The sequence below is a fragment of the Streptomyces sp. NPDC024698 genome (assembly GCF_055559015.1).
Genome location: NZ_JBVHLK010000006.1, coordinates 457,165 through 470,353, shown reverse-complemented (window position 1 = coordinate 470,353; position 13,189 = coordinate 457,165). Strand labels below are relative to the sequence as shown.

Annotated in this window: 13 protein-coding genes; 6 read left to right on the top strand and 7 right to left on the bottom strand. The window is 70.3% G+C overall.

The features are described 5' to 3' along the window. Positions 1–121: 121 nt before the first annotated feature. The 5 genes from ACZ4AA_RS17750 (at position 122) to ACZ4AA_RS17730 (ending at position 5,615) form a co-directional block, all read left to right on the top strand. Positions 122–1,237 (top strand): LLM class flavin-dependent oxidoreductase, encoded by a 1,116-nt coding sequence (locus tag ACZ4AA_RS17750; protein ID WP_467602349.1) that lies wholly within the window; start codon positions 122–124, stop codon positions 1,235–1,237. A 180-nt stretch (positions 1,238–1,417) separates the two neighbouring features. Continuing rightward, positions 1,418–1,891: a flavin reductase family protein gene (locus tag ACZ4AA_RS17745; RefSeq protein WP_467602347.1), complete on the top strand. Its 474-nt coding sequence runs from the start codon at positions 1,418–1,420 to the stop codon at positions 1,889–1,891. A gap of 53 nt (positions 1,892–1,944) precedes the next feature. Continuing rightward, positions 1,945–2,949, top strand: coding sequence for a ScbA/BarX family gamma-butyrolactone biosynthesis protein (locus tag ACZ4AA_RS17740; protein ID WP_467602345.1), 1,005 nt, complete (start codon positions 1,945–1,947; stop codon positions 2,947–2,949). A gap of 20 nt (positions 2,950–2,969) precedes the next feature. Continuing rightward, complete coding sequence (locus ACZ4AA_RS17735) at positions 2,970–3,368, top strand: nuclear transport factor 2 family protein (RefSeq protein ID WP_467602343.1); 399 nt, start codon at positions 2,970–2,972, stop codon at positions 3,366–3,368. Positions 3,369–3,644: 276 nt separating this feature from the next. Continuing rightward, complete coding sequence (locus ACZ4AA_RS17730) at positions 3,645–5,615, top strand: potassium transporter Kup (protein WP_467602341.1); 1,971 nt, start codon at positions 3,645–3,647, stop codon at positions 5,613–5,615. Between the two features lie 69 nt (positions 5,616–5,684). Here ACZ4AA_RS17730 and lysA read toward each other — a convergent pair whose 3' ends face one another. After that, positions 5,685–7,031 carry a diaminopimelate decarboxylase gene (gene lysA / locus ACZ4AA_RS17725; protein WP_467602339.1) on the bottom strand — a complete coding sequence of 449 codons (1,347 nt, stop codon included), beginning with the start codon at positions 7,029–7,031 and terminating at the stop codon, positions 5,685–5,687. Between the two features lie 14 nt (positions 7,032–7,045). Beyond that, the gene (locus ACZ4AA_RS17720) at positions 7,046–7,429 is read right to left on the bottom strand and encodes an SAV_915 family protein (protein ID WP_467602337.1); all 384 of its coding nucleotides are present in this window, start codon (positions 7,427–7,429) and stop codon (positions 7,046–7,048) included. Positions 7,430–7,752: 323 nt separating this feature from the next. Between ACZ4AA_RS17720 and ACZ4AA_RS17715 the strand changes: the two genes are divergently transcribed. Next, a complete protein-coding gene (locus ACZ4AA_RS17715) occupies positions 7,753–8,316 on the top strand; it encodes a universal stress protein (RefSeq protein ID WP_467602335.1) in 564 nt (187 codons plus the stop codon). A 153-nt stretch (positions 8,317–8,469) separates the two neighbouring features. Here ACZ4AA_RS17715 and ACZ4AA_RS17710 read toward each other — a convergent pair whose 3' ends face one another. From ACZ4AA_RS17710 to ACZ4AA_RS17690, 5 genes are read right to left on the bottom strand one after another with little or no spacing between them, the layout of a single operon-like run. Further along, positions 8,470–9,138: a potassium-transporting ATPase subunit C gene (locus ACZ4AA_RS17710; RefSeq protein ID WP_467602333.1), complete on the bottom strand. Its 669-nt coding sequence runs from the start codon at positions 9,136–9,138 to the stop codon at positions 8,470–8,472. Between the two features lie 5 nt (positions 9,139–9,143). After that, on the bottom strand, positions 9,144–11,285 hold the full coding sequence (kdpB, locus tag ACZ4AA_RS17705) for a potassium-transporting ATPase subunit KdpB (RefSeq protein ID WP_467602331.1): 2,142 nt from the start codon (positions 11,283–11,285) through the stop codon (positions 9,144–9,146). Beyond that, on the bottom strand, positions 11,285–12,946 hold the full coding sequence (gene kdpA / locus ACZ4AA_RS17700; RefSeq protein WP_467602329.1) for a potassium-transporting ATPase subunit KdpA: 1,662 nt from the start codon (positions 12,944–12,946) through the stop codon (positions 11,285–11,287). The genes kdpB and kdpA overlap by 1 nt, the downstream gene beginning before the upstream one ends. 8 nt (positions 12,947–12,954) lie before the next feature. Then, the gene (kdpF, locus tag ACZ4AA_RS17695) at positions 12,955–13,044 is read right to left on the bottom strand and encodes a K(+)-transporting ATPase subunit F (protein ID WP_018566520.1); all 90 of its coding nucleotides are present in this window, start codon (positions 13,042–13,044) and stop codon (positions 12,955–12,957) included. Continuing rightward, positions 13,041–13,172, bottom strand: a complete 132-nt coding sequence (locus ACZ4AA_RS17690) for a hypothetical protein (protein ID WP_467602326.1) — start codon at positions 13,170–13,172, stop codon at positions 13,041–13,043. The genes kdpF and ACZ4AA_RS17690 overlap by 4 nt, the downstream gene beginning before the upstream one ends. Positions 13,173–13,189: the final 17 nt, after the last annotated feature.

Genomic DNA, 13,189 nt, shown 5'->3' with positions numbered 1-13,189 from the left:
CCGTAGTCATGGCCGGCTGCCTTCCGTGGGTCCTCGCACCCACCTCCTCAGCCGGACCCCACACCCCATCCGGAATCAGCTCCGGAATCAGATCCGTCTTCATATTCCTCGGAGGAATGCTGTGCACAGCCGTATCGGTCTCTTCCTGTCCCCCGTCCACGAGACCGGCCAGGACCCCCACCTCGCCGTCCGCCGCAACCTCGAACTGGTCGAGCACGCGGACCGGCTGAACTTCGACGAGGCGTGGTTCGGCGAGCACCACACCCTGGGCTGGGGCCTGGTCGGCGCCCCCGAGACGATGATCGCCGCGGCCTCGCAGCGCACCGCCCAGATCAAGCTGGCGCACGGTGTCGTACCGCTGTCCGGGCACCACCCCTTCCACGTCGCCAGCCGGGCCGTCCACCTCGACCACCTCAGCCGCGGCCGCTACATCCTCGGCGTCGGCCCCGGCGTCCCCTTCGACGCGAAGATGTTCGGCCTGGCGCCCGACGTCCAGCGCCGGCGCCTGGACGAGGCCCTGCCGACCGTCCTGGAGCTCGTCAACGGCGACTCCCGGATCACGCAGAAGACCGACTGGTACGAACTCCAGGACGCCAAGCTTCAGTTGCCCCGCTTCAGCCCGGACGGCATCGAGGTGGCCATGGCCACCAGCGGCACCTCTTCCTCCAGCCCGCGCCTGGTCGGCAAGTACGGCCTGAGCATGACCTCGTTCGCGCTGCCCTTCGCGCTGATGACGCCGGGCGCCCCGGACCACATAGGCCTGGCGCAGCAGTGGAAGTACGCCGAGGAGTCCGCGGACGAGCACGGGCAGACCCTGCGCCGCGAGGACTGGCGCATCGCGCTTCCGGTCCATGTCGCGGAGACGCGCGACGAGGCGTTCGCCGACGTCCGCGAGGGCTATGACCGCTGGCTGTTCGAGTACTTCGGCAAGGCGGCCGGCCGCGAGGTCATCAGCCCCGACACCCCGCGCGAGCGGGCGCTGGAAGCCCGGGTCGAGGCCGGCGGCGCGCTCGTCGGTTCGGTCGAGGACGTCGTGCAGGGCATCCGGCGCATGCAGGAGGCCACCGGCGGCTTCGGCAAGCTCCTGGTCTACGTGGCCGACTGGACCTCGTACGAGAAGACCAACCGCAGCCTGGAGCTGCTGGCCCGCTATGTGTCCCCGCAGATCACCGGCTCGGCGGCGCGTCCGCAGGAAGCGGTGGACTGGGCCATCGCGTCCCGCGCCGGCAAGCGCTGAACCACGGGCGGCACAGGGTGACACGGCGCGGGGGCGGCTGTACTCCGTCCCCGCGCCGGCCCCAGCCCTTTCTCCTTCGCCTTCGCCTTCGCCTTCTTCTTCGCCTTTTCCTCGTCCGTCTTCTTCGTCCGTCTTCTTCGTCCGTCGGCGTCTTGCCGGTATTTCAGCGGGAGAGCACACATGCTGGAGCAGCGTTCGTTTCGCAACATCCTGGGCCGGTTCACCACCGGGGTCGTCCTGGTCACCGCGCAGACACCGGCCGGTCCGGTGGGCATGGCCGTGAACTCCTTCACCTCCGTCTCCCTCGATCCCCCACTGATCGCACTGTGCGCGGCGTCCACGTCGACCACATGGCCCGCGATCCGCGAGGTGGGAAGCTTCGCGGTCACCATCCTGGGCGGACAGCACGCGCAGTTGTGCCGGACCTTCGCCACCAAGGGCGTCGACCGTTTCGGCGACGGCGCATGGGACTCCACGCACGCCGGACACCCCATACCCGTGGACGGCCTGGCCTGGCTGGACTGCCGCATCACCGCGCTGCACCAGGCCGGCGACCACGAACTCGTCATCGCCGACGCCCTCGAAGGCGCCATCACCGACAGCCAGGGCCCCCTGGTCTTCCACGCCGGACGCTTCGCCGAACTGATCGCCTGACCCTCGGCCCTCGGCACCCGCCCCACCGCCCGCCACACGAAGGGCAGACCCGCGTGTCCCTCACCGATCCCCCACCCGCTCTCCCGGCCCCGGACCACACCGCCCGCCCTGGCGGGCACGCCGACCTCCGTACCGCACGCCGCCGCCTCGCCGACCGCAGCGCGATCAGCGGCGTACTGATCACCGACTGGCGGCAGACGGGCGCCGACACCTTCGTCCTCGGCGCCCAATGGCCCCAGGGGCACGCCTTCTACACGCCGATCGCCGATACCTGGTACGACCCACTGCTGGCGGCGGCGTCACTGAGACAGGCGTCTCTGCTGGTCGGCCGTACCTACGGCAGGACTCCCCGCGGCCACCGATGGGCGGTCAGTGAACTCGACATCGAGGTCGCCCCGGCCGCCCTCCTGACCTACCGCCGGCCGACTCGAATCCAGCTGGAGATCGCCCGCACGCCGACCCCGGAAACAGGGAGGGACACCGGCGGGGCCCCCGGTGCGGGAGGTGTGACGGCCATGACCATGGAGGCCGAACTCCTGCGCGACAACGACACGTTCATCGGCGCCGGCCGCATCAGCATCCGGAGCGTCCCACCCGCCGCCCACACCCACCCGCACGAAGTCCGCCCCGGCCTGCCGTCGGGCCCGGCACTCCTGCCCCGAGCCCTCCCCCCACCCGTCGTGGGGCGCCGGAACACGAGGGACGTGATACTCGGCGTCCCCGCCGCGGGCTCCGGACAGGGCGGCCACTCCTGGCAGCTGCGGATCGACCCCACCCACCCGGCGCTGCCCGACGCCCCCACGGACCACATCCCCGCCATGCTGCTCCTGGAAGCCGCCCGCCAGGCCGCCCAAGCGGTCAGCACCCCCTACCGGATCCTCCCCATCGAGATACGCAGCACCTTCCATCACCCCGTGGAACTCCACACCCCCTGCACCATCACCGCCACCCCGCTCCCCCGGTACGACGCCACGGAGGAGACGGCACTCCATGTGACCGCCATGCAGAACGGCGTCCCTGCCTTCCACAGCCTGATCGTGGCGACCCCCACCGACTGACCCCCTGTTACGGTCGCGCCATGTCCAAGACCGAGATAGACGCACTGACCGCCCGGTTCTTCGGCGCTTTCGACAACCGGGGCGGCGAGCCCGCCGACGTGGACCGGATCCGCCACCTCATGCTTCCCGGCGGTGTGGTCGTCAAGACCGGTCCGGACTTCACCGTATACACCGTCGAGGCGTTCATCGAACCGCGACGACAACTGCTGGCCGACGGCCGCCTCGTCGAGTTCTCCGAATGGGAGACCGCCGAACAGACACGGATCACCGGCGACATCGCCTCCCGGACCAGCGAGTACCGCAAGTCCGGGATCCTGGACGGCGAACCCTTCGAAGGCGGAGGGACCAAGACCCTTCAGTACGTCCGCACCCCACACGGCTGGCACATCACGGCGGTCGCCTGGCACGACCACCCCTGACCACGCATCACCCCTGACCGCACGCACGCTCCCGCCGTCCGCACCGCGCCACCACCGAAGGCGGGCAGGTCACGGTCCGAGCCGGCCGGCCGGAACCATCGGGTTCGCGCGGAGTGCGGCCCGGTCGACGGGGGCATCCGGGCGGTGGTGAGACCCGACCGGAACGACCCGGCGTGCGCTACAAGCGATGGTGCGCGTGATCGGTATCGTCGCGGCGGAAGGCGCCCGTCGGCACACCTCGTCCGAAGGGCGGTGGTCCGAGCAGAGGAGCACGCCATGCCCGATCCCCGGAACGGGGCCGCGTCGGGCGGCGGAGCGGCGACGGGGCGGGCGGAGGGACACGGTCCGAACGCGCACGACACGGTGCGCCTCGCGGTGGTGATCGGTGCTCTCGGCGTGGTCTTCGGCGACATCGGGACCAGCCCGATCTACACCCTGCAAACCGTGTTCGACCCGGGCGATCCGCATCCGGTCCCCGTCAGCACGGACAATGTGTACGGCGTCGTGTCCCTCGTGTTCTGGTCGGTGATGACCATCGTGACCGTCACCTATGTGCTGTTGGCGATGCGTGCCGACAACGACGGTGAGGGCGGCATCATGGCGCTGATCACGCTAGTCCAGCGGTGGGGTTCCCAGCGTGGGCGGCGGATCACGGGCGTGCTGGCCGCGCTCGGCGTCTTCGGCGCCTCGCTGTTCTTCGGCGACAGCATGATCACCCCGGCGATCTCGGTGCTCTCCGCGGTCGAGGGGCTCAAGGTCGTCCAGCCCTCGCTGGAGAGCGCGGTCGTGCCGATCACCGCGGTCATCATCGTCGTGCTGTTCCTGGTGCAGCGCAGGGGGACCGCGGCGGTGGGCCGGGTGTTCGGGCCGGTGATGGTCACCTGGTTCGTGGTCATCGGCGCCTGCGGCGTGGACGGCATCGTCGACCACCCGTCGATCCTGAGGGCGCTGTCGCCCACGTACGCCCTGGGTTTCCTGTTCGGCCATTTCGGCACCGCGTTCTTCGCACTCGCCGCGGTCGTGCTCTCGGTCACCGGCGCGGAAGCGCTCTACGCGGACATGGGGCACTTCGGCCGCCGGGCCATCACGCGCGGCTGGATGTTCCTCGTCTTCCCCGCCTGCGTCCTGAGCTACTTCGGCCAGGGCGCGCTGATCCTGGCGGACCCCCGCAACATCAGCAGCCCCTTCTTCCTGCTCGTGCCCCACTGGGGCAGGTGGCCGATGGTCCTGCTGGCGACGGCGGCCACGGTGATCGCCTCGCAGGCGGTGATCACCGGCGCGTTCTCCGTCACCTCCCAGGCCGCCAAGCTCGGTTACCTGCCGAGGCTGCGCATCGCGCACACCTCCGAGTCCACGATCGGTCAGATCTACGTTCCCTGGATCAACTGGCTGCTCATGGTCTCGGTCCTCACCCTGGTCTTCGCCTTCCGCAGTTCCACGGCCCTGGCGTTCGCGTTCGGCATGGCGGTGACCGGCACCATCACGATCACCACGCTTCTGTTCTTCTATGTCGCCCGTGCCAAGTGGGGTACACCTCTGTGGCTGGTCACGGTCGGCGCGAGCGTGCTGCTCTTCGTGGACCTGCTCTTCGTGGCGGCCAACCTGACGAAACTGGTGCACGGCGCCTGGCTGCCGCTGCTGATCGGCCTCACCGTGTTCACCGTCATGACCACCTGGCAGCGCGGACGCGCGATCGTCACCGCGGCACGGGTACGGGACGAGGGGGCTCTGCCCGAGTTCATCGATTCTCTGCGCAGCGGTGAGCTGCCGACACTGCGCGTCCCGGGAACGGCCGTCTTCCTCAACCGGGGCAAGCAGACCACGCCGCTGGCCATGCGGGCCAATGTCGAGCACAACCACGTACGGCACGAGCAGGTCGTGCTGCTGGCCATCGAGACCGAGCCGGTGCCTCGCGTCCCGGCCGACCAGCGGCTCGTCGTGGACGATCTCGGCTACACCGACGACGGGATCATCCACGTCACCGCCCGGTTCGGATACATGGAGACGCCGGAGGTGCCCGGCACCCTGGCGATGCTCGATCCGGCCCGGACCGAAGGGCCGCTCCAGCTGGACCGGACGTCGTACTTCCTGTCGACGATCGAGCTCCGCCCGGGCAAGGCACCGACGATGGCGCTCTGGCGCAAGCGGCTGTTCATCGCCACCTCGTACATCACCGCGGACGCCGCCGAATACTTCGGCCTCCCCCGGGACCGTACGGTCATCATGGGTTCTCAGATCGACGTGTAGGGGCGGATCCCGGGCGGGCCGGCCGGCGAGGGAGGGATGGCCGGCCCGCCCGGGAGATCGAGGGTCCGGTCACAGGCCGACGTCGCGGCGGCGGATGTCCTCCAGGGACTCCCGGCGCACCAGCAGGCGGGCCTGTCCGTCGCGGACGGCGACCACGGGCGGGCGGCCGACCAGGTTGTAGCCGGAGGCCATGGACAGGTGGTAGGCGCCGGCCACGGGAACGGCGACGAGGTCGCCGGGACGTACGTCGGCGGGGAGGTCCGCGTCGGCCGCGAGGATGTCGCCGGCTTCGCAGTGCCTGCCCACCACGGTCACCCGGGCGGGGTCGGCGGTGCTGTGCCGGCCGATCAGGCGGGGGGCGTAGCGGACGCCGTAGAGGGCGGGGCGCGGGTTGTCGCTCATCCCGCCGTCGACGGCCACGAACACGTGCCCGCCGGTGTGCTTGACGGACAGGACGCGGTAGACGGCAATGCCCGCCGGTCCGGCGACGGCCCGCCCCGGTTCGATGACCAGACGGGGGACGGGGAGGCCGGCCGCGGCGCAGGCGGCGGTGAGTTCGGTACGTACCTTGCGGGCCAGCGTGGTGAGGTCCAGGGCCGGTTCGCCGGGGCGGTAGGCGATGCCGTGGCCGCCGCCGAGGTCGATCTCGGGCAGGACCAGGCCGTGCTGCCGGTGCAGCCGGCTCATGAGGCCGACCATGCGGCGCACGGCGACCAGGTATGGAGTGACACTGGTGATCTGTGAGCCCAAGTGGCAGTGCAGGCCGGTGAGTTCGAGCTGCGGCTGGTCGAGTACGCGGGTGATGGCGTGCGCCGCGTAGCCGTCGGTGATGGACAGGCCGAACTTCTGGTCGTCGGTGCCGGTGCGGATCTTCCCGTGACCGCCCGCGCTGATGCCGGGCACCACCCGGACCATCACCTTCTGGTGGCCGTCCGGGCCGACGGCGGCGGCCAGCCGGGCGATCTCGGAGGGGCTGTCGATGACGATGCGGCCGACGCCCAGGCGCAGCGCGGTGCCGAGGTCGTGGGGGGACTTGGCGTTGCCGTGCAGGACGATCCGCTCGGGCGGAAAGCCGGTGGTGACGGCGAGTTCGAGTTCGCCTGCGGAGCAGACGTCGAGGCCGAAGCCCTCCTCGTCCACCCAGTGGGCCATGGCGCGGCACAGGAACGCCTTGGCCGCGTAGAGGACTTCCGCGTCGGGGAAGGCGTCCCGGTAGGTACGGCAGCGGTCGCGGACCTCGGCCTCGTCCAGGACGTAGACGGGTGTGCCGAAGCGGTCGGCGACCTCGGCGAGCGGCACACCGCTGACGGCGAGGTGGCCTTGCGCTGTCTCGGTGGTGGAGGCGGGCCACACCGACAGGCCCTCCGCGGTGGTGGCCGCGTCGGTCGCGGTGGTGGGTTCGTGAACCGTGGTCATCGTGGCTGCCCCTCTCAGGCGATCCGCAGCGCGGGCATCTCGTGGTCGGCGGAGCCGACCGGTGGGACGGGGGTCGCCGGTGTGCCCGGGACGGGCAGGGTGATCCGTGCGGGCGCCGGGGCGGTGAACTGCGGGTCGACGGTGAGTGTGGTGACGCCGAGCGGTGCGGTCAGGGCGCGCAGCGCGGTCTCGGCGAGTCTGGCCCACGCCTGGCCGGACCCGAGGGTGGCGGTGAGGCGGCCCTCGGAGGTGAAACCGACGGCCGTGCGGACGCCGAGCGGGGTGCGAAAGAGCCGGGCCGCACAGCCGGAGGGTCCCGGCCGGACCGGTACGTACAAGGGTCCGGCCGGGAACCGATCGGCGGGTTCGGGGTCTTCGCCGTGAAGCTGTTCTGCCATGGGGTGCCTCCCGAGGGGCAGGGAGCGTGGGTTCTGGTGTCGGGGATCCCGGACGCGGGGAGGCGGTCCGGGGTTCGCTGTCGACGTTATGCCCGGGACCCCCGGCCGGCGGACCGGTCCTGACGGGACGCTGACGAGGATCGGGGCGTCCTTGACGGGACGCTGACAGTGCCGGCGGGAGGGTGTCGTGAGGACCGTCAGAGAGGCGCCAAGAACCGGTACGCGGACTGTCGAGGGCCAGGGAACGGACGTGAGATGGAGGGCGGTTCCACGAAGAGTCGCCGACCTGGACCCACGGTCGGCCTGTGCGGAAGGTGAAGGCGATGTCCCCGTCCTCCATGCCCCCAGCCGCTCGCGTCGTCGTCGGCGTGGGTGGCTCCCCGGGTTGCCTGACCGTCCTGGGCCGGGCTGCCGACGAGGCCCGGCTGCGGGGCGCGGAACTCTGGCCGGTGGTCACCTGGGAGCCTGTGGAGGGTGGCGCCGCCCGTCGCTTCCCGGCCACGGCCGCCACGGGCCAGGAGTGGGAGCGGCTCGCGCGGGAACGGCTCTTCGCAGCGCTGTGTGACGTGTTCGGCGGCCCCGGCACCGGGCTGCCCGGAAGCGCGCTCGTCGTCCGGGGCGCCCCCGGACCGGCGCTGGTGCGGCTCGCCGCCCGGGACGGCGACCTCCTCGTCGTCGGCGCCGGAGCGCGGGGCCGGCTGCACCGTGCGCTGTGGCCGTCGGTCAGCCGCCACTGCCTCGCGCACGCCGTCTGCCCCGTTCTCGCCGTCCCTCCCTCTCCGCTGCGGGCGGCGCTGACGGCGGCGCGCCGCCGCAACACCCTGCGGCTGCGCCTGGACACCGGTGACCTGGAACGGGAATGCGAAGGTGTGCCGCCCGAGGCCTGAGGTCGTCGGGCGGTGACCGGGGCCGGCGGTCCTGGCTGCTTCGGCCCGCCGCGCTCCGGCGCCGTCGGCACGGCGCTTCTCCGTTCATGCCGACGGGAGTTGACACCCTGAGGTGTCAACTCCCGTCACGTCATGCGTCAGGCGTAAGGCGGGTCAGTTCTTCGCGAGCAGGTCCTTGAGCGCGATGTTGAGCTTCAGGACGTTCACCTGCGGCTCGCCGATGAAGCCGAGGGTGCGGCCCTGGGTCTGCTCCTGGACCAGCTTCTGCACCGCTTCGACGGGCAGCCCGTTCTTCAAGGCGACCCGGTGTGCCTGGAGTTCGGCGTACCGCGGGGAGATGGCCGGGTCCAGGCCGGAGCCGGAGGAGGTGACCGCGTCCGCGGGGACGTCCGAGGGCCTGACCGTGTAGCCGGGCACCGAGTTGTCCTTGACGACGGCGGCCCTGGCGTCCTCGACCTGCTGGACGAGGACCTTGTTGTCGGCGGCGAGGTTGGTGGCACCGGACAGGATCAGCTTGTACCGGGTGTTGATGCTGTTGCCGCCGAGTCCGTTCGCCGGGCGGCCCTGGAACCACTTCAGGTCCGGGTCGGGGGTCTCCTGGCCCTTCTTCGGCGGCAGGTCGTACGACTGCCCGATGAGGGAGGAGCCGACGACCCTGCCGTCCGCCTTGATCTCGGAGCCGTTGGCCTTGTCGCCGAACAGCCCCTGCGCGATGCCGGTCACCACCAGCGGGTAGATGACGCCCGTCACCAGGGTCAGCACGAGGAGGGCGCGCAGGCCCGCCCCGAGCAGCCGTGCGGTGTTGGTTGCGAGGTTGTTCATGGCGGTCAGCCGATCCCGGGGATGAGGGAGATGAGCAGGTCGATGAGCTTGATGCCGACGAACGGGGCGATCAGGCCGCCGAGGCCGTAGATCGTGAGGTTGCGGCGGAGCATCCTGTCGGCGCTCATCGGGCGGTAGCGCACGCCCTTCAGGGAGAGCGGGACCAGCGCGATGATGATCAGCGCGTTGAAGATGACGGCGGAGAGGATCGCGGAGTCGGGCGAGGACAGGTGCATGATGTTGAGCTTGTCCAGGCCCGGGTAGACCGCGGCGAACAGCGCCGGGATGATCGCGAAGTACTTGGCGACGTCGTTGGCGATGGAGAACGTCGTCAACGCGCCCCGGGTGATGAGGAGTTGCTTGCCGATCTCGACGATCTCGATGAGCTTGGTGGGGTTGGAGTCCAGGTCCACCATGTTCCCGGCCTCCTTGGCGGCCGAGGTCCCGGTGTTCATGGCCACGCCGACGTCGGCCTGGGCGAGCGCGGGGGCGTCGTTGGTGCCGTCGCCGGTCATCGCGACGAGCTTGCCGCCGGCCTGTTCCCGCTTGATCAGCGCCATCTTGTCCTCGGGAGTGGCCTCGGCGAGGAAGTCGTCCACGCCCGCCTCCTCCGCGATGGCCTTGGCGGTCAGCGGGTTGTCGCCCGTGATCATGACGGTCTTGATGCCCATGCGGCGCAGTTCGTCGAACCGCTCGCGCATACCGTCCTTGACGACGTCCTTGAGGTGGATCACCCCGAGAATCCGGGCGCCGTCGGTGTCCTCGACGGCCACCAGCAGCGGAGTACCGCCCGCCGCGGAGATCCGGCCGGAGAGGGTGTCGGCATCGGCCGGCACCTCGCCGCCGCGCTCCTGGACCCAGGCGGTGACCGAACCGGCCGCGCCCTTGCGGATCCTGCGTCCGTCGACGTCGACGCCGGACATCCGGGTCTGGGCGGTGAAGGCGATCCACTCGGCGCCGGAGAGCTCGCCCTGGTGGCGCTCGCGCAGCCCGTACTTCTCCTTCGCCAGTACGACGATGGAGCGGCCCTCGGGGGTCTCGTCGGCCAGCGAGGAGAGCTGGGCCGCGTCGGCGACCTCGGCCTCGGTGGCGCAGGTCACCGGGACGAACTCGGCGGCCTGCCGGTTGCCGAGCGTGATCGTGCCGGTCTTGTCCAGCAGCAGCGTCGAGACGTCACCGGCGGCCTCGACGGCCCGCCCGGACATCGCGAGCACGTTGCGCTGTACGAGGCGGTCCATGCCGGCGATGCCGATCGCGGAGAGCAGGGCGCCGATGGTGGTCGGGATCAGACAGACCAGCAGGGCCACCAGGACGACCATCGAAAGGTGTGTGCCCGCGTAGTCGGCGAACGGCGGCAGGGTGGCGCAGGCCAGCAGGAAGACGATCGTCAGTGAGGCCAGCAGGATGTTCAGCGCGATCTCGTTGGGCGTCTTCTGCCGGGCCGCGCCCTCGACCAGGTTGATCATCCGGTCGATGAAGGTCTCTCCGGGCTTCGTCGTGATCTTGATGACGATCCGGTCGGAGAGGACCTTCGTGCCGCCGGTGACGGCCGAGCGGTCGCCGCCGGACTCCCGGATGACCGGGGCCGACTCGCCGGTGATGGCCGACTCGTCGACGGACGCGACACCTTCGACGACATCGCCGTCGCCGGGGATGACGTCACCCGCCTCGCAGACGACCAGGTCGCCGATCGTGAGCGCGGTGCCCGGCACCTGTTCCTCGGAACCGGAGCCGTCCGTCAGCAGCCGGCGGGCGACCGTGTCGGTCTTGGCCTTGCGCAGGGTGTCCGCCTGCGCCTTGCCGCGCCCCTCGGCCACCGCCTCCGCGAGGTTGGCGAACACGACGGTGAGCCACAGCCAGGCGCTGATCGCCCAGCCGAACCACTGGCCCGGGTGCTGGAAGGAGAAGGCGGTGGTCAGGACCGACCCGATCCAGACGACGAACATGACGGGAGACTTGACCATCACCCGCGGGTCGAGCTTGCGGAAGGCCTCCGGCAGTGACCGGATGAGCTGCTGGGGATCGAACAGGCCCGCTCCGACACGGCCCTCGGCAGACTTGTGCCCTGTGGGGACGTCACTGTGCGGCGCCCGGGTGGGTGTGACTGTGGACATGGAGTCCTCTGAGTTCTCTGTGCGGGTCGTCATCACGCCAGCCCCTCGGCCAGCGGGCCCAGGGCGAGGGCCGGGAAGTAGGTCAGGCCGGTGACGATCAGGATCGCGCCCACCAGCAGACCGGTGAACAGCGGCTTCTCCGTGCGCAGGGTGCCCGCGGTCACCGGGACGGGCCGCTGCCCGGCGAGCGAACCGGCCAGCGCCAGGACGAAGATCATGGGCAGGAAGCGGCCCAGCAGCATCGCGAGCCCGGTCATGGTGTTGTACCAGTCGGTGTTCGCGTTCAGACCGGCGAAGGCCGAGCCGTTGTTGTTCGACGCCGAGGTGAAGGCGTACAGCACCTCGGAGAACCCGTGCGCGCCGGAGTTGAGCATCGAGTGCGGCGGGGTCGGCAGCGCCATGGAGGCGGCGGTGAAGACCAGGACCAGCGCCGGGGTGATGAGGATGTAGCAGGCCGCGAGTTTCATCTCGCGGCCGCCGATCTTCTTGCCCAGGTACTCGGGAGTGCGGCCCACCATCAGGCCGGCGATGAACACCGCGATCACCGCCATGATCAGGATGCCGTAGAGGCCGGATCCGGTGCCGCCGGGCGTGATCTCGCCCAGCATCATGCCGAGCATGGTGATGCCGCCGCCGAGCCCGGTGAAGGAGGAGTGGAAGGAGTCCACCGCGCCGGTCGAGGTCAGGGTCGTGGCCACCGCGAAGATCGACGAGCCGCCGACGCCGAACCGGGTCTCCTTGCCCTCCAGCGCACTGCCCGCCGCCTGGAGCGCGGGGCCGTGGTGGGCGAACTCGGTCCACATCATCAGAGCCGTGAAGCCCAGCCAGATGGTGACCATCGTGGCGAGGATCGCGTAGCCCTGCTTCACCGAGCCGACCATCACGCCGAAGGTCCGGGTGAGGGAGAACGGGATCACCAGGATCAGGAAGATCTCGAAGAGGTTCGTGAACGGGGTCGGGTTCTCGAAGGGGTGGGCGCTGTTGGCGTTGAAGTAGCCGCCGCCGTTGGTGCCGAGCTCCTTGATGGCCTCCTGGGAGGCCACCGCGCCACCGTTCCACTGCTGCGAGCCGCCCATGAACTGGCCGACCTCGTGGATGCCGGAGAAGTTCTGGATGGCGCCGCACGCCACGAGGACGAGAGCGGCGACGACGGACAGCGGCAGCAGGATGCGCAGCGTTCCGCGGACCAGGTCGGTCCAGAAGTTGCCGAGTTCACCGGTGCGCGAGCGGGCGAAGCCGCGCACGAGCGCGACCGCGACCGCCATGCCGACGGCGGCGGAGAGGAAGTTCTGCACGGCCAGACCGGCGGTCTGCACGACGTGCCCCATGGTCTGCTCGCCGTAGTACGACTGCCAGTTCGTGTTCGTCACGAACGAGACGGCCGTGTTGAACGACTGCGCCGGGTCGACCGAGGAGAAGTGCAGTGAGCCGGGCAGCACGCCCTGGAGTCGCTGGAGCAGGTAGAGGAACAGGACACTGACCGCGGAGAAGGCCAGGACACCGCGCAGATAGGCGGGCCAGGTCATCTCCGCGTCAGGGTCGGCACCGATGCCCTTGTAGATCCACTTCTCCACCCTGAGGTGCTTGGTGGAGGAGTAGACCCGGGCCATGTACGTGCCGACGGGGACGTGGACGAGCGCCAGCGCGCCGATGAGGGCGATGAGCTGGAGCACACCTGCGAGTACGGAACCCATGGCCGGTCTCAGAACCTCTCCGGGAAGATCAGGGCGAGGACGAGATAGCCCAGCAGGGCGACGGCCACGATCAGGCCGACGACGTTCTCGGCGGTCACAGCTTCGTCACCCCCTTGGCGACGAGGGCCACCAGCGCGAACACCGCGATCGTGGTGACGACGAAGGCCAGATCGGCCATCGCTAACTCCTGAGGTGAGGTTCGGTTGACTCGGACAGTTAGAGACAACCGCGCCTGTGGCCGGA

What these genes read in the sequence shown, in the direction of transcription:
- ACZ4AA_RS17710 (WP_467602333.1), bottom strand. Translation starts at nt 9,138, where the DNA reads ATGAACAACCTCGCAACCAACACCGCACGGCTGCTCGGGGCGGGCCTG.
- lysA (WP_467602339.1), bottom strand. Translation starts at nt 7,031, where the DNA reads ATGACCACGGTTCACGAACCCACCACCGCGACCGACGCGGCCACCACC.
- kdpA (WP_467602329.1), bottom strand. Translation starts at nt 12,946, where the DNA reads ATGGGTTCCGTACTCGCAGGTGTGCTCCAGCTCATCGCCCTCATCGGC.
- ACZ4AA_RS17715 (WP_467602335.1), top strand. Translation starts at nt 7,753, where the DNA reads ATGTCCCCGTCCTCCATGCCCCCAGCCGCTCGCGTCGTCGTCGGCGTG.
- ACZ4AA_RS17720 (WP_467602337.1), bottom strand. Translation starts at nt 7,429, where the DNA reads ATGGCAGAACAGCTTCACGGCGAAGACCCCGAACCCGCCGATCGGTTC.
- kdpB (WP_467602331.1), bottom strand. Translation starts at nt 11,285, where the DNA reads ATGACGACCCGCACAGAGAACTCAGAGGACTCCATGTCCACAGTCACA.
- ACZ4AA_RS17730 (WP_467602341.1), top strand. Translation starts at nt 3,645, where the DNA reads ATGCCCGATCCCCGGAACGGGGCCGCGTCGGGCGGCGGAGCGGCGACG.
- ACZ4AA_RS17735 (WP_467602343.1), top strand. Translation starts at nt 2,970, where the DNA reads ATGTCCAAGACCGAGATAGACGCACTGACCGCCCGGTTCTTCGGCGCT.
- ACZ4AA_RS17745 (WP_467602347.1), top strand. Translation starts at nt 1,418, where the DNA reads ATGCTGGAGCAGCGTTCGTTTCGCAACATCCTGGGCCGGTTCACCACC.